This is a genomic window from Spirosoma flavum, assembly GCF_042686045.1.
Taxonomy (GTDB): domain Bacteria; phylum Bacteroidota; class Bacteroidia; order Cytophagales; family Spirosomataceae; genus Spirosoma; species Spirosoma flavum.
This window is the reverse complement of sequence record NZ_JBHUOM010000001.1, coordinates 348,707-372,726: the sequence shown is the minus strand read 5'-3', so window position 1 is coordinate 372,726 and position 24,020 is coordinate 348,707. Positions and strand designations below refer to the sequence as shown.

The window sequence follows — 24,020 nt, the reverse complement described above, 5'->3', positions numbered from 1 at the left end:
TTATGGCTAAACTTACGGATAAGTCCGCTTTTCGTGCAAAATTTTCTTGCAATTGATAAATTACACCCTGCTAATCACACGCAAACAGGTAAGCGCCGGCTAAGCCAATAGTAAATTTAAGAGTGTACTCTCTTTATAATCAGACAACTTTCTCAACTGAAATTATCTACCTGCATGACAAACGAACCGAATCAGGACCGGAGGGACTTCCTCAAAACGTCCGGCTTATTAACGGGCAGTGCCCTGCTTGGCGGCTTGCCATTTCAAACGAATGCCGCAACGGGTAGTCCGGGCTATCATTTTTCGGTAAATGATACAATTAAAGTAGCGCTCATCGGTTGTGGAGGGCGCGGCACGGGTGCGGCTCAACAAGCTCTGAATACGAAGCAAAATGTTAAAATTGTGGCGATGGCTGACGCTTACCGCGACCGTCTTGACGACTCGTATAAAGCCCTGACCGAACGTGGTCTGAAAGCGGCTGACGGTTCGCCTAAAGTAGATGTACCCGAAGATCATAAGTTTGTGGGTTTCGATGCCTATAAGCAGGCAATAGCCTTAGCTGATGTAGTCATTTTAGCCACGCCACCGGGTTTCAGACCAAGTCATTTTGAGGAAGCTGTTCGGCAGAGCAAGCAGATTTTCATGGAAAAACCTGTGGCTACCGATGCGCCGGGCATTCGGCGGGTACTAGCCGCTGCCGAAGAAGCCAAGAAGAAAAAACTGAATGTAGTTGTCGGCTTGCAACGGCGCTATCAGCCCAGCTACCGTGAGATGATTAAGCGCATCCACGATGGGGCTTTGGGCGATATTGTTGGAGGTCAGGTGTACTGGGTTAGCGGTGGTGTCTGGCAGAAACCCCGTAAACCCAACCAGACAGAAATGGACTATCAGATGCGCAACTGGTATTACTTCAACTGGCTCTGTGGCGACCATATCAATGAGCAGCACGTTCATAATATCGACGTTGCAAACTGGGTAAAAGACAGTTACCCCGTATCTTGTCAGGGAACGGGCGGGCGGCAAGTTCGGACGGGCAAAGATTACGGCGAAATTTTCGACCACCACATCGTAGATTATGTCTATGCCGACGGCACGACCATTAACAGCCAGTGTCGCCATTATGAAGGCACCTATAGCCGGGTGGACGAAATGTTCCTCGGCACAAAGGGTAAAATTGAAGGTATGGAGAAAAAAAGCAGCGCATTAATGGGCTATAACGGTCAGCCTATTTACACCCATAACGCTAAAGCCGATGGCAATCCATACCAAATTGAGCACGACGAACTGTTCGACGCTATTGCTAAAGGTCAGTATAAATTTGCCGATGCCGAACGAGTAGCAAAAAGCACAATGACAGCCATTATGGGCCGTATGGCTACTTATTCCGGCAAAGTCGTTAAGTGGGACGAAGCCCTAAATTCGCAAATCGACCTTTTCCCTACAACGTTGGCCTGGGACGCTATGCCCAAAAGCCTACCCGATGCGAATGGATTGTATGCGATTGCCGTGCCGGGCAAAACAGTAACGGTGTAAAGACCTGTCGGACTATCCCGACAGGGAATCGCGCATTACCGCCGGTTCGACAACACTTGGCATCTTTACAAAAACGGGGCCGACTGCCATTTGTGCAGCTGGCCCCGTTTATTTTCCAGAATAAGCAGTTTCGTATCAGGAAATCGTTTGAGCAATCGACGACTTTTACGAAGTCCAGCCACGCTAAATACTTTCGTCAGTGCATCGGCGTGGTAGCCATCGGAGGCCAGCACCGTTGCCCGAACAAAGTGCCGCAGTCCTAAACCCGAACGCGGATTCATAATGTGCGAATACCGGTGGCCCTTGTGTTCTAGAAAACGATAGGTATCACCGGAAGTCGTAATGGCCGCATTCTTAAGCAAAATCGTCGTTGTGTCGGCGTCACCCGCTTTCCCAGAACCAATGCCTACCCGCCAGCCATTACTGTTTGGTGGTGCATTACCAGCCAGAATATCCCCTCCAATGTCAATCAGAGCAGACTGTATCCCAAACTGGTGTAACACTTGAAGAGCCTCGTCAACGGCAAACCCTTGCCCAATACCGCCAACGTCTAACCGAATACCAGCCCGGCGTAAACGTACTGAACGGGTTACGTTATCTAAGTCCATCAGCTTATAGCCAACGGTTCGCCTAGCCCTTCGACGTTCTGTTTCTGTTGGAAACCCTTTCCGCCGAACGGCTCTGCGCCACAACATTGTCAATGCACCAACGGTTGGATCAAAACGCCCGTTCGACAGTCGAGCAATGGTTTGAGCTTTTTGCAGGACGTTGAACAGGTCAGCCGACACGGGTATCCATTTGCCTGAACCGGCTGTTTCTGATAGCTTATTTATTTCGGAGCCATCCATGTAATCACTCATGATATGGTTCAGTGTGTCCATGCGGGCCGAAACAGCAGCATCTGCCCGCTGGGCAGTCAGGCTATCGGGCGCGTAGAAAATGACATTGAACTGTGTCCCCATCAGGCCCCGGCGGAACGAAAAACGGTTCATCCCGGGTTGTGCAATGACCAGTCCCGGTAGCAGGATAGCCATTATAACCCAACCGGCTAAAAAGCGAAAAGAAGAAGGGGCGTTCACGATGTTTTAGCAGGGCAGACTTCCAGAATCCACCAACTAATGGTTACTATCAAAAATAAATATATACTGCTGGCCGCCGGATTTTGGATCACCGGTCTTGCCTCAACACTCCTGGGTGCTTACGGAAAAAACCATCAATGGACTGCCACGGGTACCTTACTAACCGTTGGTATTTCAGCGCAGGCTATTGGCTTCGCCTTTCTGGGCTTTGCTATTATGCAGGCCGTTTTCAGGAAAAAGTGACCCGCTTATAGGATTATTTATACCTGCGCTACTTTATTCCGTAAATACATATCGGCCAGCACCAACGCGGCCATAGCTTCGACAATGGGCACGGCGCGGGGAACCACACAGGGGTCGTGCCGCCCTTTGCCTGAAACCGTTACAGGCTGACCATTTACATCGACGCTATCCTGATTCTGCATGATAGTAGCAACGGGCTTAAAGGCCGTTCGAAAATAGATATCCTCGCCATTGCTGATACCTCCCTGAATACCCCCCGATTGATTGGTTTTTGTCCGGACGCGGCCCGTTTCGTCAGTATAAAATTCGTCGTTATGTTGAGAGCCCTTCAGCTCCGCCCCGGCGAATCCACTGCCGTATTCAAACCCTTTTACCGCATTGATACTGAGCATTGCTTTACCCAATTCGGCGTGGAGTTTATCAAAAACCGGTTCGCCCCACCCTACCGGAACACCCGTAACGACACAATCGACTACTCCACCGATGGAGTCGCCCTGCTTCCGGGTTTCGTCAATGTACTGAAACATCTGTTCAGCAATTTCAGGATCGGGGCAGCGTACGGCATTTTCTTCGGCGAGGGCCAGATTTAGTTCCGAGTATGGCTTTTCGAGTTTCAACGTACCAACCTGTGAAACGTAAGCCTGAATCTGGACACCCTGTTGGGTGAGTAAAAGTTTAGCCACTGCGCCGGCAGCAACCCGGGCCGCCGTTTCACGGGCCGACGACCTCCCCCCCCCCCGATAATCGCGGGAACCGTATTTGGTCTCATATGTATAGTCAGCATGGGAAGGCCGAAATTGCTCAGCAATATGACCATAATCTTTACTCCGCTGGTCGGTGTTTCGGATGATTAGCGCAATGGGCGTACCCTGGGTACGGCCCTCAAATACGCCGGACAACACCTCAAACTCATCCGCTTCGCGCCGTTGGGTTGTAATGCGCGACTGGCCCGGTTTCCGTCGGTCCAATTCATGCTGAATAAAATCGGTATCGAATAACAGCCCGGCTGGGCAACCATCAATCACAACGCCAATGGCTGGCCCGTGCGATTCACCGAATGTAGAAATCTTAAATAGTGTTCCGTAAGTACTGCTCATGCTGACGATTTGGGGCTTCATCCCCGATTAATAGACAAAAGACGGGTAGCCTTACCAGCTATGATCTTTTGTTCTACACCGTTTATCTCAATTCTATTTCTTAATTAACACAAAAACCATCCCTAATAACATCAACACAATCAGCACATTAGCAATAGACCGAATTAAAACTGAAATGCTGATAGGCTGACGCGTACTATCCATCGCTTCGAGGCCCGCATAAAGTGACTTGTTAACCGGTGCTCCCGGAACAGTCTCACTGTTTGTAACGGATGAATCGCTGAGTACATTTGTATTATTCACGGCAACAGCCCCTTTGCCGCCAACTTGAAGTTTTAGATGTGGCCGGAGAGTGTCATATCGGGCGGTTTGCGGGTTGAAGTAAATCCATTGAAAGTAATTTACCAACGAAACTACCTCATTTTGGTGCGGTACAATAAAATACGTAAACGTCTTGCGACCCGTTACTTCATTGCCGTTATGACTAATACTGTGGTGTTCTTCAGGCGGAAAGACATCTACTTCGGTATGTTCATTCAGAATGACAGGTGCCGGAAGAGTCGCTATATTACCTTTTCCTGAGATAGAGAAAGTATAGCGAACACTTTTTCCTGCGATGATATGCTGCCGCTCTAATCCTTCCTCTAGTTGAAACACACCAATCGGCACCCGCCCCCGCAATGGATGAACGGGCCATGATCTGACAGCTACCACAAGGGGTTTACTGGTAAATACAATTGTTTCGGGCTGAGACGATGGCGGCCCAATAACGGGTCGACGTCCTAGTTGAAGGGCTACGGCTGGCAATCGTAACGCTTGATTCGATAAGGGGAAAAAGACGGACTGAAAAAGTCGATACTCCCGAAACTTCTTCCCATTAATTGCTACCGGAATCGGCTTTAAATCAATAATAGGCACGTTTTCTTCCCATAAATTAGCGGGGCGAATTTTCTTTGTAATTTTTTGCAACTGTTTGTCAAGCGCCTGAAAGTTTAGTTCATAAGGATAATTATCAGCGACGAAAAAGGCTAACGTCAAGGATACTCCATCACCCACATAAACGGATGACTTTGATGCGCGAAGTGACAAGAACGCAGCGCCACCCGGTACTATTTCAACCGTATTGATGGTGGTGCTCCCCGGCGGTGACACGGTTGCAGAAGGCTGAACAATAAGGACGGCTCCTTCCGAACGTATCGTCTCACCATTAATAATGACGGCAAAGGGTAACAACCGGAAACGTCCCGGCGCTCTTGCCTGATAATTTTGCGTAATAATTTGATTAGTAACTGTTTTATCGCCTACTTCAACTGGTGTTACGCTGGTTGACGTACCTTTTTTGACAAACCCGATAATATCAGGAAAAGTGACTGTGGCACGAGTTTCACCATTGGGAATAATAAGTGAGATTGTAAATGTCCGTTCAATCGGAAAAGTCGTTTGTCCCAATTCAATAGACGCCACATTGTCAGTAGACTGTCCAAATCCTGCAACAGCAACAAAAGAAAATAGTACAACGAATCTTTGGAATATTACAAGAAACATTCTTATTTTTGAACAACAAAAGTATAAGATGAGCCGTTACGCAGTAAGGCACCAAAGTTAAGAACGAACTATCCATCCTCTTTCAATATCCTTTAGCTTATTAACCGAAAAAATGTCCTCTTATGCTGTCAATGCTTGAGTATATCAAGACTATCCTTCAGAAGGTGAGTTTTGACAAATCCCTATTCGAAAAAGAACTGGCTAAAGCTATTAAAATGCTTATTCCTAAAGAAATCAAGCAACTTAAACGCTGGTGCTATGCCCAATTTGGCAAAGTATATCGTGTTGTGTTAAATCACTGTTTCTCACGGGTACGGGTGCGGTTTACCTGACGACATAATCCGTTTTCGTTAGAAAAATATCCCCCGGCTACCTAAGCCGGGGGATATTTTTGTTCAGGACTTTTATATCAATGTTACTTTTTCCCGCATGTCTGGTATCTCAACATGTTGAAATCCAGCCGCTTCTAAATGATCTTTCCAAATTAGCTGCTTGTCATAGTCGCCGTGTACGAGAAATACAGTTTTTACACGGGTCGGATTCTGACAACTTAGAAAGTGCAGCATTTCGCGGTAATCGCCGTGCGCCGAAAACGAGTCCATAATGGCAACGCGGGCGACAACCGGGTAGCGTTCCCCAAATATAGTTACCTCCTTGTCACCCCGTTTTAGCGCACCACCCAAACTATTGGGCGATGCGTACCCTACCAACAGAATAGTTGTGTTGGGCTTAGAGATGTTATTTTTAATATGATGTTTGATACGACCAGCTTCGGCCATGCCCGATGGGGCAATAATGATACAAGGCTCTTTGCTGTTATTTATCGCCTTCGACTGTTCGACATCAGTAATGTAATGCAGATTCGGGAATTGAAAAGCATCGCCATATTTTTTGACGTAAGCGAGAATGTCAGGGTTAAAGTCCTCTTCATGGTCGCGCATTACGTCCGTCGCTTTTACAGACATTGGGCTGTCAATGTAAACCGGCAAACGAGGTAAGCGACCTTCACTCGACAACTGGTCTAGGGCGTAAATTAATTCCTGAGTACGGTCAACGGCGAAGGCCGGAATGATAAGTTTACCACGTCCTTCAATACAAGTTTGCTGCACTATTTGCAATAAATGAGACTTCATATCGGGCTCCGCTTCGTGAAGCCGGTCACCGTAAGTTGATTCGCAAATGATGTAGTCAGCTTGTGGAAACGTATCGGGCGAGCGCAGAATTTTGTCGTTGGGCCGTCCAATATCTCCACTGAAAAACAGGTGTTTTTCACTATTGTCCTCACGAATAGTCAGACTGACCGACGCACTGCCGAGCAAGTGGCCCGCATCGGTGAGCAAACCCGTTACCTCATCACAAATAACAAACGGCTTACTGTAGTCAACGGGGCGCATTTGGGCGAGTGCCCGCTCCACATCCTTTTCGTCGTAAAGTGCCTCAAGTTCGGGATCGCCCCGACGGATACGTCGCTCATTAACCCGCTTAAGGTCGCTCTCCTGAATACGGGCACTGTCCATAAGCATTACTTCGCAGAGGTCAATTGTGGCTGATGTGGTGTAAATTGGCCCGGTGAAGCCTTGGCGTACGAGCCGGGGAATCAGACCCGTATGGTCAATATGAGCATGAGAAAGTACCATGTAATCAACTCGGGCCGGGTCAAAACCAAATTGCTGGTTGAGTTCATCCGTGTTAATACCCTGAAATAGCCCACAGTCGAGCAGAATTTGTTTGCCACTACTGATAGTGATCAGGTGTTTACTACCGGTTACGGTTCGGGCGGCACCAAAAAATTGAATGGTCATTGTCTGACGTATGATTTTGATGATTAAGGGATTTCAATAACTTTTCTACACATGTACACTTTCCTCTAACCACTAAGAATAGGAGGAAGTCAGAAATAATATGATACTATCCAGGTCAATATTGGGGAACGTTCGTGGCATTGCCAAACGATTCTGGCGATACCGTCTGGTGAAAACGATGGTTGCGGCTTTATTGATTTTTTTTGGGTCAGATTTTTTCTTTCCCATAAGTACTGCCGTTCCGTATTCGACTATCATCACCGCCCGCGATGGCTCTATTTTACACGCGTTTCTGAGCCGGGATGATAAGTGGCGGATGTATGCCGAACTAAATGAGATTACGCCCGCCCTCCGCGATGCTATTCTGTTCAAAGAAGACAAATATTTCTGGTATCATCCTGGGTTTAATCCGGTGGCAATGCTTCGGGCAGCCGGTCGAAACCTGCTGACAAGTCGGCGAACGTCTGGAGCGTCAACCATTACGATGCAAACTATCAGGCTGCTCGAACCACGGGAACGAACTTACGTCAGCAAACTAATCGAACTGTTCCGGGCATTGCAACTCGAGATACATTACTCTAAAGAGCAAATTCTGCAACTCTACCTAAATCTAATTCCCTATGGCGGCAACATTGAGGGAATTAAGTCGGCATCAATACTCTATTTTGGAAAATCACCGGCGTTGCTCAGCCTGGCCGAGCTGACAACCCTGACAATTATTCCAAACCGACCATCGAGTCTGCGCCTTGGCACACATAATGCGCTAGTCGTGCAAGAGCGCAACCGTTGGCTTGGTCGCTTTCGCACAAGCCAACTCTTCGACGAGACTACGATTATGGATGCGATGAATGAACCACTCATGGCCTATCGTCGGGAAGCCCCGCAACTGGCTCCGCATTTGGCACGCCGATTACGTATAGAAAATCCAACTACTCCCATTGTTCATTCGTCATTAAATCCAGCTATGCAGGCAACCGCCGAGCGATTAGTGCTACAGTATGCAAATCGCATTCGGCCTTACAATATCCACAATTCGGCTGTACTGATTGTGGATAACAAATCGCGGGAAGTGGTTACTTACATAGGCTCGGCTGATTTCGACAATGCATTCGATGGTGGACAGGTAGACGGGGTTCGGGCTGTTCGATCGCCGGGAAGCGCATTGAAACCCCTACTTTATGGCTTGGCCTTCGATGCGGGCATCATTACGCCAAAAACCAAACTGGCTGACGTACCTACCAATTTTAGCGGATACGAACCCGACAACTACGACCGACGCTTTAATGGGGCCGTTACCGCCGAGTTTGCGTTGGCTAACTCGCTCAATATTCCAGCGGTAGCTTTATTAAAAGAAATTGGTACACCAGCACTGGTCTCAACACTCCGGAAAGCCGGATTTTCGGCGATAAAAAAACAAGCGAGCCAGCTAGGTCTTTCCATGATTCTGGGCGGTTGTGGTGTTACGCTGGAAGAAATGACACGACTCTATGCGGGCCTGGCGAATGGGGGAAATGTGCAACCACTTCGGTATACCTCGTCTCAAGCTCCTCCCCTGAAAACTAATACTAGGCTTATTTCCTCCGAAGCCGCTTATCTTGTTACGCACACGCTGACCCAGATTACCCGTCCTGACCTGCCCAATAATTTTGATAACAGTTACCACCTGCCACGCATTGCCTGGAAAACCGGAACGTCTTATGGTCGGCGTGATGCCTGGAGTATCGGTTATAATCAGCGGTACACCATTGGCGTGTGGGTTGGCAATTTTTCGGGGGTGGGTGTAGCCGAACTTAGTGGAGCCAATACGGCCACACCGCTATTATTTCAGCTTTTCAATGTGCTTGATTACAATTCACCAACGGGCTGGTTTAAAGCGCCCAAAGATGCCTCTAAACTAACCATGAGGCTTATTTGCCCCGAAACGGGTGACATTCCGGGGGAGTTTTGCCGTAATCCGGTAACCGACTATTGCATTATGGGCGTGTCGCGTTATCGGCGTTGCCAGCACCGGAAAGCCGTTTTTACCAATGCAACCGGAACAATATCCTACTGCGCTCAATGTCTCCCTTATACCGGCTATACTCGCCGATCCTATCCAAATGTATCGCCGGAAATTATGGCGTTTTACCAAACTCACCACATTCCAGTTGAGATTGTGCCACCGCATAACCCTGCTTGTGAGCGTGTTTTCGGGAACATGGGTGCCGGTCAGGTTGGGCCATTCATAACCAGCCTGAACGATGGCAGCGAGTATTTTATCAACCCCAAACAATCGACTGAAATGGAATTAGGTTGCCAAGCCGCCAATGATGTGCAAGCAGTTTTCTGGTACTTAAATGACAAACTGTATCGGCGGGCCGAACCAACAGAAGCGGTATTTTTCAAACCTCGGCCGGGTGCGCTGAAAATTTCCTGTGCCGATGATAAAGGACGCAGTCGTGACATCCAAGTAATTATAAAAAACGAGTAACATTTTGTTGATTTTGCTTTTCCTCAAATTATTTACACTTTTCCGGTCTACAAAGCCACTTGGTCTTCTATGAAACATATAGTACCGTTTATCATCGCCTTATTGCTTACAACCACTACGTTCGCTCAGCAAGCCAATACGCTCGCACAAGACCCTACTGCGCTTGGTAACGCGTTCTTCAAAGCTCTGCTTGATGAAGATAGCAAGACATTGGGTAGTTTAATTTCAAGTGATCTGGACGTTATCAGCTTCGACGGACAGTCCGTAGATGGTGATGTACTGATACAAGGTGTTAGTGGTGGGTTTGTTCTCGTCGAAACAGGTACCGTTGCGGATATAGTTACTCGCCAATACAATAGCGATGCGGCTGTGATGACTGGCACTTGGAAAGCTAAAGGCAATATTCAGGGACAGGCATTTGACAACAGTGTCGCTTTTTCCCTTGTGAGTGCCAAACAGGGAGGTACCTGGAAAATTGTCAATGTGCAGTTTACCCCCTTGCACCAGTAACCGTTTAGTAAGTGACGTGCTGAAATTCAGCCCACTCGATAACTTCGGGTGGGCTTTTTCGTCTACCTTCGACTTTACCCCACTACGTTCATGAAAACGCGCCCGTTCCTTCGTACCCTTCTCTTGGTTTTCCTCTTACCTTTCTTTCTTTTCCAGTGCTCGCGGTTATCATTCAACGAAGTATCGGTCGTTGGGCGCAACTTCGGTGATGAAGTGCAACAGACCCAGAATCTGACCTTCACGTTCAACAAAAATGTTGGCCCCGAGAATCAATTTGGTGATTGGGACTCAACTCAATATATACATTTTATTCCAGCGGTTCGCGGAAAGTTCAAATGGACGGCTCCTAACGAATTGGTTTTTTCACCTGCTCTTGCCTTCGATCCGGCCACCGATTACCGCGCTGAATTAACCGATGATTTACTCAGACGCTCCGATAAGAAAGACCTGAAGATTTCTGGCGACGACATTGTTTTTCACACGCCCTATCTACAGCTTACCAACGTTGAAAACTGGTGGTCGCGCTCGCGTGAAACGGGGCAGCCCATGGCCAAAACCCGCCTTAATTTTAATTACCCGATTTCTTCAGCAGATGTGGTCGAGAAATTAACCGTTACAGCTGAAGACAAACCGATCACAGTGCAAAGCGCACCAAATGATGCCCAAAACTCTGTTGTTCTGACCCTCACCAATGCGCCTGCGTTAAAGAATGAGCAGCCACTGACAGTAAAATTGGACAAGGGTCTAAAAGTGCCAAACACGGGATTTGTCAGCAAAGAAGTTATTGAGGAAACCAGTACGTTACCATCGCGCGACAAGGTCGAAATAGCTGACGTGCAGACAAGTTTCGAGGATAACCACGGCGTTGTGCGGGTCATAACAACTCAGGAACTTCAACCAAACCGGGACGCCGGACCGGAGTTGAGTCAATACTACACCATCCAGCCCCACGTAGAAACAACAGCTGAATTAACAGAAAACGGCTTTATTATCCAGGGTAATTTTAACGAAACCGACACCTACGTATTAACGCTTACCGACCAGATTCGCGGGGTTTTAGGAACCAAACTGGATGAGCCGGTAACGCGCGATTTATTTTTCGGAAAAATGCCCGCCAGCATTCAGTTTGCCAATAAAAAGGCGCTGTATTTATCGTCGAAGGGCGCGAGAAACATTGGCCTGAACATTGTCAATGTGCCGAAAGTACAAGTCAAAATTGTGAAGGTGTATGAGAATAATATCCTGAATTACCTGCGCTCGAATCGCTACGAAGAATACAAAGAAAATGCCAGTGGCGAGTGGGGTCCATCGGGCTCTTTCAATTACAGTGACGACGAATCGGGTGATCTGAGCGATATACTCGTGAATAAAACTGTTGAAACAACCGACTTACCCAACGTGCGGGGTGTATCAGCGCTAAATCTGGCATTACCGGATCAAAACAATAATTTCCGCGAGCATCCACTCCGGGGAGTTTATCTGGTATCGGTAAGTTCAAAGGATGAAGCTTATTTGCAAGCTAGTCAGTTGGTTTCGGTGTCAGATATTGGGCTGCTGGCTCGGCACACGAACGACGAGGTATTGGTTTGGGCTAACTCCATCCGTACCGGCGAGCCTTTGCAAAGCGTTGAGATAACGCTTGTTAGCAGCAATAATCAATCTGTTTACTCGCTCAAGACTGACGGCACTGGCTTCGTCAAATTCGACAAAGTGAGCGAAAAAGCACCCGGCTTTAAAATCGCCCTACTGACTGCCCGCACAACCAGCACTGCAACGGCAAGCGGGTCGGAGCAGGATGACTTCAACTTTCTATTTTTACCCGATACACAGGTCGAAACCTCTCGTTTTGAGGTAGAAGGCAAGCGCGATAACAAATCCGGTTTTGATGCCTTCGTTTATGGTGACCGGAATATCTATCGACCCGGAGAAACGATCCATTTTAACACAGTTATTCGGTCGCAAGCTTGGCAAAGTGTGGGCGAAATCCCACTTTTGATTCGGGTTTTAGCCCCCAATGGCCGCGAAGTACGGACTTTCCGCAAAACGACAAACGCACAGGGAGCCGTAGCAACCGATGTGCCGCTTGACCCGGCAGCCGTAACGGGCAGCTATACCGTTGAGATCTTGAACGCAAACAACGTTTTGCTGACGTCGGAGTCGATAAGTATAGAAGAGTTCGTTCCTGACCGTATTAAAGTGGATGTGCTAACTGATCGAACGAGTTACAAAGCGGGCCAGACGATCACCCTTTCGGCAACAGCCACGAATCTATTTGGGCCACCAGCCGCCGACCGGGCGTATGAAATAGAGCTTCAGCTTAAGCGAAAAGCCTTTGCCCCGAAAGGCTTTGGTGAATATGATTTTACTATAGCCAACGGCCAGTCACGATCTGGCGCACCGGTAGGCGATGGGGCCAAACCGGATGTATTTCCTAAAGAACTCCGTCAGGGGCGAACCAATGCCAACGGTCAGGCTACCGAACGATTCCCGATATCGGCTCTTTATCAGGATATCGGCTTGTTGGAAGGCAAACTTTTTATGACAGTCTTCGACGAAAATGGTCGCCCTGTTAACCGGCTACGGCGGTTAGACATTCTAACGCAGGATACCTTTTTTGGTGTACGATTGCCCGATCAATATGTTGCGACCAATTCACCCATTGCCGCTGATCTAATTGCTCTCGACCCGGCAGGCCAGCTACGTTCTCCGGCTTCGGCGGTGGTTGACGTTATTCGCTATGATTATCAAACAGTTATCGAGAAAAAAGAGCAGCAAATTAAGTACACGACGAAGCGACATGAAAAGTCGGTTTATACCAATACACTTACTTTTAAGGACGGAAAATCAAGCTTCCGCTACGTACCAACTGTTTCGGGCGAGTACGAAATTCGGGTTCGACGATCTGGCGGGGTAGGCTATACGGTCACTAATTTTTACGCCTATGGATACGGTAGCACGTCAGCGTCGTCGTTTGATGTGAGTCAGGAAGGACAGGTCCTGATGACGCTTGATAAGCCCGTTTACCAAACCGGCGATAAGGCTAAAGTGCTTTTCAAAGCTCCTTTCGACGGAAAATTGCTCGTAACTGTTGAGCGCAATCGTGTTCTCGAACAGCACTGGCTTACAACCAATAACAAATCGGCTGAGTGGAGTTTTTCGGTTGGTGCTGAGCACTTGCCCAACGTTTACATTACGGCTACGCTTATCCGAGCCATTGACAACCGGGATGCTGGCGGCACTAATCTTCCGCTCACTGTTGCGCATGGTTTTGCACCCGTATCTGTGCAGGATGCCGACACGAAACTACCCGTAACCCTCACAGCCACAACGCAATCTCGCTCAAAAACGAAGCAGACTATTCGAATTAAAACGGCTAGCAATGCCCAGGTAACGGTGGCCGTTGTGGATGAGGGGATTTTGCAACTCAAGAACTTTAAAACACCCGACCCATACGGCTTTTTCTACCAGAAACGAGCCCTCGAAGTTGACAGTCACGATCTTTACGCCTTGCTTTACCCCGAACTTTCTCTGCAATCGAAGTCGAGCGTTGGGGGTGATGGCTACGATTTAGAACGTCGGGTTAATCCGCTCAGCAACGGTCGTGTGCGATTAGTGGCCCTCTGGAGTGGCATTTTGGAAACTGGTTCTGATGGAGAAGCGGAATTTTCGGTCGATATCCCCCAGTTTTCGGGTGATTTACGTGTGATGGTCGTCGCCTATAAAGACAATGCATTTGGATCGGCGAATACCAATATGAAGGTGGCTGACCCCATCGTCATTAGCACGGGTGTTCCGCGATTTCTGACGCCCGGCGATAATCTCGAACTGCCAGTCAATCTAAGTAATACAACCAAACAAGTGGCTACAGTGACGGCCAAGTTAAGCCTGACCGGCCCACTGACAGCCGATAGCCTAACTACGCAGACGCTCACGATCCAGCCCGGTCGGGAAAGCCGGGCCATTTTCCGAATAGCCGCGAAACAGGCCATCGGTGCCGGTGCTATAACGATAACCGTCAACGGATCAGGCAAATTTATGCGGGATGAGACATTTACGGAGAAGACAGAAGTAACCGTTCGTCCGGCGGCATCACTACAGAAAACGACATTATCAGGTGCGGTAGCCGGTGGGAAAAGTCAGACGCTTCAGTTAGCTAACAGTTTTCTTCCGGGCACAGCACGAGCAAGCGTAACCCTGAGCCGGTCGCCGGTGGCGCAGTATGGTCGCGAATTGTCATACTTACTCGGCTACCCACACGGCTGCATTGAGCAAACAATTTCCAAAGCCTTTCCACAATTATATTTCGCTGATTTAGCGAAACAATTATCGACTAATACGTATTTCGTCCGGGCGGGCGATAGTGATCTAAATCCAGCTACCAACATTCGACAGGCGGTGCAGAATGTTGAGGGATTACAAACACAAAATGGCGGTTTTACCATGTGGCCGAGTATGGTTGCGGTGCCGGGAAAATCAAATGTCGATGAATGGGCGACTGCCTACGCGGTGCATTTTCTGGCCGAAGCGCAGGCAGCAGGTTACGACGTTCGCTCTTCGGTGCTGAGTTCAGCAATTGACTTTCTGACAACCCTTACGAACACCCCCGCCACTGAAAATGTGGTTACGTTTGATGATGCCGGTGGGCGAACTGTTCAGAAAGTAGCCAGCCGCACAAGTATTTACTCGCTTTATGCGCTCGCCATAGCGGGCAAGCCCAATCGTTCAGCGATGAATTATTATAAAGGTGCGGCTCTCCGAAATGCGTCTCTCCAACAAAAAGATGGCTTTTTAACGGCTGACAGCCGTTATCTACTGGCCTCAACGTTCTTCCGAGTCGGTGATACCCGCAGTTACGCATCTCTGCTACCCAAACGATTTACCGAAACATTGAGCCGCGACCATATAAACGGTCGGCAAACAGGCGGCAGTTATGCCTCTCCCATTCGTAATCTTGCCCTCGCTCTTGATGCGCTTGTTGATACCGACCGAGACAATATCCAGATTCCAACGTTGGCCCGGCAATTAGCTGGTGCCTTGAAACAGACGGCTTACCTCAACACACAGGAAGCGGCTTTTTCCTTTCTGGCGCTTGGCAAATTGGCCCGACAGATAGCAAATAGCACAGCTACAGCTACACTTACGGCAGGCGGAAAACCACTTGGCACAATGAGCGACGCGCTGTTAAATCTGAAACGTATTCCGACAAATATTCCACTCAGTTTGAGCGCAAAAGGCTCCGGCAACGTCTATTATTTCGCACAGAGTGAAGGTATCCCAGCAAGTGGAAAAATCACAGCCGAAGACAATGGCCTACACGTACGGCGGGAATACCTCAGCCGTGAGGGAAGAGCGATAAAAGACATTCGGCAGAATGACCTAGTTGTTGTGAGAATTAGGCTCACAAGTACAAATGGTCTGAACGTCGAAAATGTGGTTGTAACGGATTTGCTTCCGGCGGGACTGGAAGTTGAAAATCCACGTTTAACTGAAGCGCGTGATATGCCCTGGCTTAAGAACCCTTCGCAACCTGATCATTTCGATTTGCGCGATGACCGGATTAACTTTTATACGACAGCTACGGGCACCGAACGAACCTTTTATTATTTAGCGCGGGCCGTGTCGAAAGGTCGTTTTATTCTAGGACCTGTCTCAGCCGATGCGATGTATAATGCAGAATACCGTAGTTACAATGGTGCCGGTACGGTATTCATTCGGTAGTGATTTATCAAGCGCGCAGAATGTCGATTAGAATTCCCAACATTTGCAATACCTCGTTGGTTATACAAGATAAAACGGCACTGATACACGTTTCAGCCCGTTTTTGTCGGTGTTACCAACAAAAGACATAACGTTATGAAAAGGAAAATATGGGTAGTGGGTGCTTTATTGGCAGCCATGGCAGGTTTATCATCCTGCGCTTCAACTGAGCGTTGGGTTTACGGGAATTCTAAAAATAGCCGAGAAGACGTTGTACAGGGCGATCGTAGTAGCTCACGAAACAGTCGGGATTCACGAAATCGAACCTATGGCAGCGACGACGAGGGCGGGATTTTTAGCCGCAGAAATCGTGACGATGAACGCACGAGTCAGAATGATTCACGCGATAATAGCTCGTACCGAAATCCATACCAGTCTTCAAATGATCGGATGAGTTATCGTAGCGATGATTCAGATCGGTCTAATCGTATGTCGTCGGGTGGTAATACCTATAATAATCCATACAGCAGCCGGTCAAATGATCGGCAGGACTCGTATAGCGACCGCGATAACGACTATGATAGCCGGTCGAATAACAGCCAGAATTCTTACAATGACCGGTCAAGTAATAGCCGGGATTCATACGATAATCGGTCGAATGATAACCGCAACAGCTACAACGACCGCTATAACGATCAATCCGGCAACGACCGTTATGATAGCCGCAATTCCCGCGATTCATATAACGGTAACAGCCGTCAGGATTCTGACAGTAACCGGGACCGGAATAATAACCGGTATGATAATCGGCAATCTGACAATCGAAACTCCTCTGACGACCGATATAACAACCGCCAGAATGATGATCGCATGCAGTCTGATCGGGATATGCGTCAGGACAATAACAGCAATAATCAACGCAACTCGGATAACCAATCCAACGATCGGGATAACCGAAATATGAATGACGACCGCCGGAACGATAACCGGGATAATCGTCAGAGCAATGATCAGGGTAACCGTCAGAGCAACGACCGGAATGATCGTCAAAGCGATGATCGAAACAATCAGAATAACGACCAGAACAGCCGCAGAGACAGTAATAGCTCTAGTAATCGTCAGTCTGGTAGCAACAGCAATACATCCGATGATCGTGACAACCGACGTAATTCTGACCAAAATCAGGACAATCGTGATAACCGGAATAACGATAACAGCCGTGACAATGGGCAGAATAATCGCAACAATGACCAATCCAACAATGGGGGATCGGATCAGGATAAGCGCGATTTAACTGATCGTATTTCGGGTCAGATGGATAAGGTTGATCAGCAACTTGATGAAGCCAAAGCCGATGTGAAAAATGAAAGTCGGAAAGATCGTAAAAAGCGGGAAGACCGGGTTAAAGATCTGGAAGATAAGCGTCGTCAATTAGCCGATTCTTACTATAAAGTTCAACGGTCAAGTGCTGACAACTTCGACAAAGCAAAAAAAGAAGCGAGTAAAGTCCTTGATGATATGGGCGATTCGCTGGACAAAGCGGTCGATAAGGTTGATAAAAAATAAGCAGCATCTGCTTACTCATAAAAAAAGGGCTGATTCTATGAATCAGCCCTTTTTTTATGAGTAAGCAGATCATTAATCAACAAACCATCGACGCCGAACTATATTTGCGCTATGGCACTAATTAAACCTGTTCAGGGAAATCACCCCCATTTCGGCGACAACTGCTGGTTTGCTGATAACGCCACGATTGTTGGCGAGGTAACCATGGGCCGCGACTGCACCGTTTGGTTCAACGCTGTTGTGCGGGGTGATGTTAATTCGATCACCATTGGCGACCGCACCAATATTCAGGATGGGGCTGTAATTCACTGCACGTACCAAAAACACAAAACCACCATCGGCAATAACGTGTCCATTGCGCACAACGCTGTTGTTCATGGCTGTACACTCGAGGATAACGTATTGGTTGGCATGGGGGCCATTGTGATGGATGGCGTCGTTGTTGGTTCAGGCAGTATTATTGCCGCCGGAGCCATTGTCACGCAGCATACTATTGTGCCACCCGGTTCAATTTACGCGGGAAATCCAGCCCGGTTTCTGAAAGCTGTTTCGCCCGAGCAGGCCGAAATTTTCAGTCGAACAGCTAACAACTATGTCATGTATGCAGATTGGTTTAAGGAATAGCGCATGGACGACTTTCTAATTTACCTGCGCCTGGGCTTCGATCACATCACTGACCCTAGAGGCTACGATCATATTTTGTTCGTCATAGCTCTCTGCGCGGTTTATACAATTCGCCAATGGCGACAAGTGTTAATTCTAGTTACAGCCTTCACCATTGGCCATTCGATTACGCTGGCTTTGGCGACTCTGCAACTTATCCACTATAAAACCGCTCTGGTCGAACTTCTCATACCAATCACAATTCTTATTACTGCCGTTACTAATTTCTTTTTTCAAGAACCAAAATCGCGGGCGGCCTTCGCGAAGCCAGCTAACCGATCCTGGCGCTATATGCTGGCGTTAACATTCGGACTTATTCACGGCATGGGATTCTCTAATTACCTGCGGAGTTTGCTTGGTCGGGAAGCTGAAATTATTAAACCCCTACTGGCATTTAATATTGGCCTGGAAATCGGTCAGTTGGTTATTGTTAGTCTCGTTCTGGGACTGGCGTTTGTGGTGATTGACCTTGTCAAAAGGAATCGCTTACGCTGGACGCTCATCGTGTCGGGAATAGTGGCGGGAATGGCTCTATCACTCATTATCGACAATGAGTATTTGGGCGAGTTGCTGAAATAAGAGTACTTTATATCACGCTAACTCCATTCTGGATCAGCCCATAATCTCAATTATTCCCGATCACAGTCAGGCCAGATTTTCATTCGGTAAGGCTATATATTACGCCTTCCGTTCATCATAATCGAGGGTGCATAAACTCTTTTTTTTGTACTTTTACCCATCTTATCAACAACTATAAGTTAATATATGCAAAAGATAGTTTTGCTGGTGGCAAGTTTTGCCATTCCCATATGGTCTGCCCAGGCGCAAATGCCAGCTCCGCCAACACAACGCGCCAACACACGTTTTGAGCAACTCGGCCCTATTCTACCCACTCCTAATACGTTTCGAACGGCATCTGGGGCACCAGGAAAGGACTATTTTCAAAATCGCGCTGACTACGATATAAAAGCTACTCTTGACGATGTTAATCAAAAAATAACAGCCTCAGAAACGATTATTTACCATAATAATTCGACGGACGTATTACCATTTATCTGGATACAACTCGACCAGAATTTGTTCCGGCCCGACGTTATTAGCCGGACTTCGCAGACCAACAGTATCAGCGAACAGGGAGCATCTCTTCAGCAGATCAATCCCAATGCAGCACTGGCGACTAAAGATTATGGTCATAAAATCACATCTGTGCGCGATCAGGCTGGAAAACCCATTAAATACACTATCAATCAGACCATGATGCGTATTGATTTGCCTCAGCCTGTTGGCGCTGGCAAGTCCGTAACCTTTTCTATTGACTGGAATTTCAAAATTGTTGATGTTAAAGGCGTAGGCGCTCGGGGAGGCTATGAATTTTTCCCGAAAGACGGCAACTACATTTACGAAATCGCCCAATGGTTTCCCCGTTTATGTGCTTATAGCGACGTAACCGGCTGGCAGAACAAGCAGTTTTTAGGGCAGGGCGAGTTCACGTTAATCTTCGGTAATTACAAACTAGCCTTAACGGTACCCAACGATCACATTGTTGGCGCAACGGGCGAATTGCAGAATCCAGCACAGGTATTGACCGCCACTCAGATAAAACGATGGAACGACGCGAAAGGCAAAGGAGATAAACCCGGCGAAAATCCAGTTGTGATCGTGACGCAGGCCGAGGCCGAAGCTGCCGAAAAAGGCAAACCAACCGGCACAAAAACCTGGATTTACAAAGCTGATAATGTTCGTGATTTTTCGTTTGCCAGCAGTCGTAAATTCATCTGGGATGCCTTGCAACCTAATGTAGAAGGAAAGCGTGTTTGGGCTATGTCCTTATATCCAAAAGAGGGCAATCCGCTATGGGGCCAATATTCTACCCGGCTTGTGGCGCATACTCTTCTCTCCTACTCGCGCCGGACAATTGCTTATCCGTATCCAGTAGCCTATTCTGTTCATGGTCCGGTTGGTGGCATGGAGTATCCAATGATTAGTTTCAACGGGGCTCGACCAGAAGCTGACGGCACGTATTCAGTAGGCACAAAAAATGGTCTCATTGGAGTGATTATTCACGAAGTTGGTCACAATTTTTTCCCGATGATCATCAATTCCGACGAACGCCAGTGGTCTTGGATGGACGAAGGGTTAAATAGTTTCATGGAAGGATTGGCCTGTTTAGAATGGGATGCAAATTACCCGGCGCGGGGCATTGATCCTCAGTCTATTGTTCCCTATATGCGGATAGACTCTAATCTACAGGTGCCAATTATGAGTAGCTCCGACAATATTCCCAGAAATACATTTGGGCCGAACGCATATAGCAAACCCGCTACAGGACTCAATATTTTGCGGGAGACGATTATGGGTCGTGAACTCTTTGATTACGCCTTTAAAGAATACGCTCGTCGCTGGGCCTTCAAAACGCCCGAACCCGCTGATTTCTTCCGCACAATGGAAGATGCCTCAGGCGTTGATCTGGATTTTTTCTGGAAAGGCTGGTTCTATGGTGTGCAGCCCGTTGACCAATCGTTGGTAAAAGTTGACTGGTTTCAGACTAACTCTCAGAATCCCGAGATAACAAAAGCCGAAGCACGAACTGCTGCTCAAAAGAAGTTGAACACGGTTAGCAAACAGCGCGACGCGTTGAGCAAAGATCAAACTGTGGTAGCGCAGGACAGTACTATGAAGGATTTCTACAATCGCTATGACCCCTACGCCGTTACCGATGAAGACAAAAAGAAATATCAGGATTACCTGGCCACCCTTACGGCTGAAGAACGCTTGTTAACTGAAGCAGGCACTAATTTTTATACGCTGTCGCTGAAAAATAAAGGTGGCATTCCGATGCCCGTAATCGTACGAATGGAATTTGAGGATGGCACTGATTCTGTAGCCCGCTTCCCGGCCGAAATATGGCGGTTCAATGACGTTTCCATCAGAAAAGTAATTGCGACCAACAAGAAAGTGAAGCAATGGACGCTTGATCCATTCTATGAGATTGCCGACATCAACACTGAAGACAATTCATTTCCGCCGGTCGCCCAACCAACACGCTTCCAGTTGTTTAAGCAACAGCAGCGGGGTGGGGCAGCAGGACAAAACCCAATGCAGCAACAACGGCAGCAATCACCAGCGAAGCAGGGTACCGGAAAAAATTAACCACCTCTATCAATCTGAAAAGAACTATGAAAAGAATAGTATTAATGGCTAGCTTGACCTTTTGGTCGGCAGCGTTACTGGCTCAGGCACCAGCAGCTCCTACGCAGAACGCCAACACGCGTTTTGAGCAGCTCGGTTCTGTTCTGCCAACGCCCAATACATTCCGTACGGCATCCGGAGCCCCAGGGAAGGATTATTTTCAAAACCGAGCCGACTACGATATCAAGGTAGAACTTGACGACGCCAACCAAAAAATCATTGGTTCAGAAACGGTTACCTATCATAATAACTCGACCGACGACCTGCCGTTCATCTGGCTTCAACTCGACCAGAATCTGTTTGCAAAAGGCTCTATTGGTAGTGTGACTCGCACAGGTGGCGTTAATGAAAGTGGTATGAGTTTCGCCCAGCTACAAAACCTAACTTCGGTTCGCGAACGTAGCAGCCAGCAGGCTTCCGACAAATATGGCTATCATATTACATCAATTAAAGATACTAAGTCGGGCACAGCACTAAAATACACGATTAACCAAACGATGATGCGGGTTGAGTTGCCAACGGCACTAAAGCCCGGTGGCAGCTATTCGTTCAATGTAGACTGGAATTACTTCATTACGGAGTATTATGGCCGGAGCGGTATGGAGTTTTTTGCAAAAGATGGCAACTACAACTACTTCATTGCTCACTGGTTTCCACGTTTGTGCGCGTACAACGATGTGAACGGCTGGCAGAATAAGCAGTTTTTAGGACAAGGTGAGTTTACACTTATTTTTGGCAATTATAAAGTAGCCATTACTGCCCCCAGTGACCACGTTATTGGCGCAACGGGTGAGTGCCAGAACTACAAGCAAGTGCTAACGGCTACGCAACAGAAGCGAATGGCGCAGGCGGCAACGTCCAAAACACCCGTTGTTATTGTGACGCAAGCCGAAGCGGAAACAGCAGAGAAAGTAAAACCCGGCGATGCAAAGAGCAAGAAAACTTGGGTATATAATGCTCAGAATGTTCGTGACTTTGCCTTTACCAGCAGCCGCAAGTTTATTTGGGATGCTATGCAAACCGATGTCTATGGCGATGGTCATAAAATTTGGAGCATGTCGTTCTACTCTAAAGAAGGCAATCCTCTTTGGGGCCAGTACTCGACCCGCGTCGTTGAACATACGCTGAAATCATACGGCAACCGAACGATCAAATACCCATATCCTGTGGCCATTTCCTGCCACGCTACAGCCGGGGGAGGTATGGAATATCCAATGATTTCGTTTAACGGTGGTCGGCCTGAAGCAGATGGCACGTATTCAGAACAAACGAAAGCGGGGATGATTGGGGTGATTATTCACGAAGTTGGCCACAATTTCTTCCCGATGATTGTCAATTCCGACGAACGCCAGTGGACCTGGATGGATGAAGGACTAAACACGTTCTGCCAGTACCTGGCCGAAAAAGAATGGGATTATAACTTCCCAAGCCGCCGGGGTGAACCACAATATATTGTTGATTATATGAAGTCTGACAAGGCGGTGCTGTCGCCAATTATGACCTCTTCAGACAATGTTATTGGTCTCGGTCCTAATGCCTACGCTAAACCCGCTACGGCCCTCAATATCCTGCGGGAGACGGTTATGGGCCGCGACCTGTTCGATTATGCCTTTAAGGAATACGCTCGTCGATGGGCCTTCAAAAGCCCCGAACCCGCTGATTTCTTCCGCACTCTGGAAGATGCCTCCGGTGTGGACCTCGATTGGTTCTGGAAAGGCTGGTTTTATGGCGTTGAGCCCGTCGATCAGGATTTAGTAGAAGTAGATTGGTTTCAGGTCGACTCGGGTAATCCTGAGGTATCCAAAGCAGCCGCCCGTGCGGAGGCCAAACGTCGTGCAGGCACAGTTAGTAAGCAGCGTGACGCAGCTACACAAGCAGAAACAGTTGTTGCGAAAGATTCGACAATGAAAGATTTCTACAATAGCTACGATCCGTATGCTGTAACAGACGCAGATAAAAAGAAATATCAGGACTATCTGGCGACGCTGGGTGAAGACGAGCGAAAAACTCTCGAAACAAACGCAGCTACTAATTTCTACACCCTGTCGCTGAAGAACAAAGGCGGCTTGCCAATGCCGGTTATCATACGGATGCAATTCGAGGACGGGACAGATTCAGTAGCTCGCTTTCCAGCCGAAATCTGGCGGTTCAATGATATTTCCATCAAGAAAGTAATTGCGACTCCCAAAAAGGTAACGCAGTGGATTCTTGATCCCTATCAGGAAATCGCTGATATCGACACAGAGAATAACTCATTCCCACGGATGGCTCAGCCGACACGTTTTCAGTTGTTCAAACAGCAGCAACGTTTCGGACCGCAAGGCCCAAATCCAATGCAACAACGGCGTACTACGCAGCCGCCTGCTGCACAGGGTAGCGGGAAAAACTAAGTAAAGGGGAAGCGTCGGGAATGAACAATGTGGATGAGCAGCTATAAATTTCCTTTATTCCGTATTGTTCATTCCCGGCGCTTCACTACTTTTGCAAACCAGTTCGGGATGTAGCGCAGTCCGGTAGCGTGCTTGCATGGGGTGCAAGAGGTCGTGGGTTCGAATCCCGCCTTCCCGACAATTTAAAAAGAGATGCAAAATTTTTGCGTCTCTTTTTTTTGCTTCTCTCAATCTGA

15 protein-coding genes and 1 tRNA gene are annotated in these 24,020 nt (G+C 47.9%); 12 read left to right on the top strand and 4 right to left on the bottom strand.

The window, feature by feature from the left end:
• Positions 1 to 174: 174 nt before the first annotated feature.
• Positions 175 to 1,533 (top strand): Gfo/Idh/MocA family oxidoreductase, encoded by a 1,359-nt coding sequence (locus ACFS25_RS01480; RefSeq protein WP_381496628.1) that lies wholly within the window; start codon positions 175 to 177, stop codon positions 1,531 to 1,533.
• Positions 1,534 to 1,598: 65 nt separating this feature from the next.
• On the opposite strand, the gene ACFS25_RS01475 is transcribed toward ACFS25_RS01480, so the two are convergent.
• Complete coding sequence (locus tag ACFS25_RS01475) at positions 1,599 to 2,612, bottom strand: FAD:protein FMN transferase (RefSeq protein WP_381496627.1); 1,014 nt, start codon at positions 2,610 to 2,612, stop codon at positions 1,599 to 1,601.
• A gap of 39 nt (positions 2,613 to 2,651) precedes the next feature.
• On the opposite strand from ACFS25_RS01475, the gene ACFS25_RS01470 reads away from it, so the two are divergent.
• Positions 2,652 to 2,855 carry a hypothetical protein gene (locus tag ACFS25_RS01470; protein WP_381496626.1) on the top strand — a complete coding sequence of 68 codons (204 nt, stop codon included), beginning with the start codon at positions 2,652 to 2,654 and terminating at the stop codon, positions 2,853 to 2,855.
• Positions 2,856 to 2,872: 17 nt separating this feature from the next.
• On the opposite strand, the gene aroC is transcribed toward ACFS25_RS01470, so the two are convergent.
• On the bottom strand, positions 2,873 to 3,952 hold the full coding sequence (aroC, locus tag ACFS25_RS01465) for a chorismate synthase (RefSeq protein ID WP_381497402.1): 1,080 nt from the start codon (positions 3,950 to 3,952) through the stop codon (positions 2,873 to 2,875).
• Between the two features lie 93 nt (positions 3,953 to 4,045).
• Positions 4,046 to 5,416 carry a hypothetical protein gene (locus ACFS25_RS01460; protein ID WP_381496625.1) on the bottom strand — a complete coding sequence of 457 codons (1,371 nt, stop codon included), beginning with the start codon at positions 5,414 to 5,416 and terminating at the stop codon, positions 4,046 to 4,048.
• A 203-nt stretch (positions 5,417 to 5,619) separates the two neighbouring features.
• Between ACFS25_RS01460 and ACFS25_RS01455 the strand changes: the two genes are divergently transcribed.
• The gene (locus ACFS25_RS01455; protein WP_381496624.1) at positions 5,620 to 5,829 is read left to right on the top strand and encodes a hypothetical protein; all 210 of its coding nucleotides are present in this window, start codon (positions 5,620 to 5,622) and stop codon (positions 5,827 to 5,829) included.
• A gap of 72 nt (positions 5,830 to 5,901) precedes the next feature.
• Here ACFS25_RS01455 and ACFS25_RS01450 read toward each other — a convergent pair whose 3' ends face one another.
• Positions 5,902 to 7,299, bottom strand: coding sequence for an MBL fold metallo-hydrolase RNA specificity domain-containing protein (locus ACFS25_RS01450; protein WP_381496623.1), 1,398 nt, complete (start codon positions 7,297 to 7,299; stop codon positions 5,902 to 5,904).
• 178 nt (positions 7,300 to 7,477) lie between these two features.
• Between ACFS25_RS01450 and pbpC the strand changes: the two genes are divergently transcribed.
• The 9 genes from pbpC (at position 7,478) to ACFS25_RS01405 (ending at position 23,962) form a co-directional block, all read left to right on the top strand.
• Positions 7,478 to 9,769: a penicillin-binding protein 1C gene (gene pbpC, locus ACFS25_RS01445; protein WP_381497401.1), complete on the top strand. Its 2,292-nt coding sequence runs from the start codon at positions 7,478 to 7,480 to the stop codon at positions 9,767 to 9,769.
• Positions 9,770 to 9,838: 69 nt separating this feature from the next.
• Positions 9,839 to 10,279: a nuclear transport factor 2 family protein gene (locus ACFS25_RS01440; protein WP_381496622.1), complete on the top strand. Its 441-nt coding sequence runs from the start codon at positions 9,839 to 9,841 to the stop codon at positions 10,277 to 10,279.
• 90 nt (positions 10,280 to 10,369) lie between these two features.
• The gene (locus ACFS25_RS01435; RefSeq protein WP_381496621.1) at positions 10,370 to 15,997 is read left to right on the top strand and encodes an alpha-2-macroglobulin family protein; all 5,628 of its coding nucleotides are present in this window, start codon (positions 10,370 to 10,372) and stop codon (positions 15,995 to 15,997) included.
• A 135-nt stretch (positions 15,998 to 16,132) separates the two neighbouring features.
• A complete protein-coding gene (locus tag ACFS25_RS01430; RefSeq protein ID WP_381496620.1) occupies positions 16,133 to 17,542 on the top strand; it encodes a hypothetical protein in 1,410 nt (469 codons plus the stop codon).
• A 111-nt stretch (positions 17,543 to 17,653) separates the two neighbouring features.
• A complete protein-coding gene (locus ACFS25_RS01425) occupies positions 17,654 to 18,166 on the top strand; it encodes a gamma carbonic anhydrase family protein (RefSeq protein WP_381496619.1) in 513 nt (170 codons plus the stop codon).
• Between the two features lie 3 nt (positions 18,167 to 18,169).
• Complete coding sequence (locus tag ACFS25_RS01420) at positions 18,170 to 18,784, top strand: HupE/UreJ family protein (protein WP_381496618.1); 615 nt, start codon at positions 18,170 to 18,172, stop codon at positions 18,782 to 18,784.
• 186 nt (positions 18,785 to 18,970) lie between these two features.
• Positions 18,971 to 21,355 (top strand): M1 family metallopeptidase, encoded by a 2,385-nt coding sequence (locus ACFS25_RS01415; protein ID WP_381496617.1) that lies wholly within the window; start codon positions 18,971 to 18,973, stop codon positions 21,353 to 21,355.
• A 26-nt stretch (positions 21,356 to 21,381) separates the two neighbouring features.
• Positions 21,382 to 23,784 (top strand): M1 family metallopeptidase, encoded by a 2,403-nt coding sequence (locus ACFS25_RS01410; RefSeq protein ID WP_381496616.1) that lies wholly within the window; start codon positions 21,382 to 21,384, stop codon positions 23,782 to 23,784.
• A gap of 104 nt (positions 23,785 to 23,888) precedes the next feature.
• Positions 23,889 to 23,962, top strand: a tRNA-Pro gene (locus ACFS25_RS01405).
• The last annotated feature ends 58 nt before the right edge of the window (positions 23,963 to 24,020 follow it).

Coding starts and splice junctions, on each gene's coding strand:
- aroC (WP_381497402.1), bottom strand. CDS start 3,952: ATGAGCAGTACTTACGGAACACTATTTAAGATTTCTACATTCGGTGAA.
- ACFS25_RS01420 (WP_381496618.1), top strand. CDS start 18,170: ATGGACGACTTTCTAATTTACCTGCGCCTGGGCTTCGATCACATCACT.
- ACFS25_RS01410 (WP_381496616.1), top strand. CDS start 21,382: ATGAAAAGAATAGTATTAATGGCTAGCTTGACCTTTTGGTCGGCAGCG.
- pbpC (WP_381497401.1), top strand. CDS start 7,478: ATGGTTGCGGCTTTATTGATTTTTTTTGGGTCAGATTTTTTCTTTCCC.
- ACFS25_RS01480 (WP_381496628.1), top strand. CDS start 175: ATGACAAACGAACCGAATCAGGACCGGAGGGACTTCCTCAAAACGTCC.
- ACFS25_RS01440 (WP_381496622.1), top strand. CDS start 9,839: ATGAAACATATAGTACCGTTTATCATCGCCTTATTGCTTACAACCACT.
- ACFS25_RS01455 (WP_381496624.1), top strand. CDS start 5,620: ATGCTGTCAATGCTTGAGTATATCAAGACTATCCTTCAGAAGGTGAGT.
- ACFS25_RS01430 (WP_381496620.1), top strand. CDS start 16,133: ATGAAAAGGAAAATATGGGTAGTGGGTGCTTTATTGGCAGCCATGGCA.
- ACFS25_RS01415 (WP_381496617.1), top strand. CDS start 18,971: ATGCAAAAGATAGTTTTGCTGGTGGCAAGTTTTGCCATTCCCATATGG.
- ACFS25_RS01470 (WP_381496626.1), top strand. CDS start 2,652: ATGGTTACTATCAAAAATAAATATATACTGCTGGCCGCCGGATTTTGG.
- ACFS25_RS01435 (WP_381496621.1), top strand. CDS start 10,370: ATGAAAACGCGCCCGTTCCTTCGTACCCTTCTCTTGGTTTTCCTCTTA.
- ACFS25_RS01425 (WP_381496619.1), top strand. CDS start 17,654: ATGGCACTAATTAAACCTGTTCAGGGAAATCACCCCCATTTCGGCGAC.
- ACFS25_RS01450 (WP_381496623.1), bottom strand. CDS start 7,299: ATGACCATTCAATTTTTTGGTGCCGCCCGAACCGTAACCGGTAGTAAA.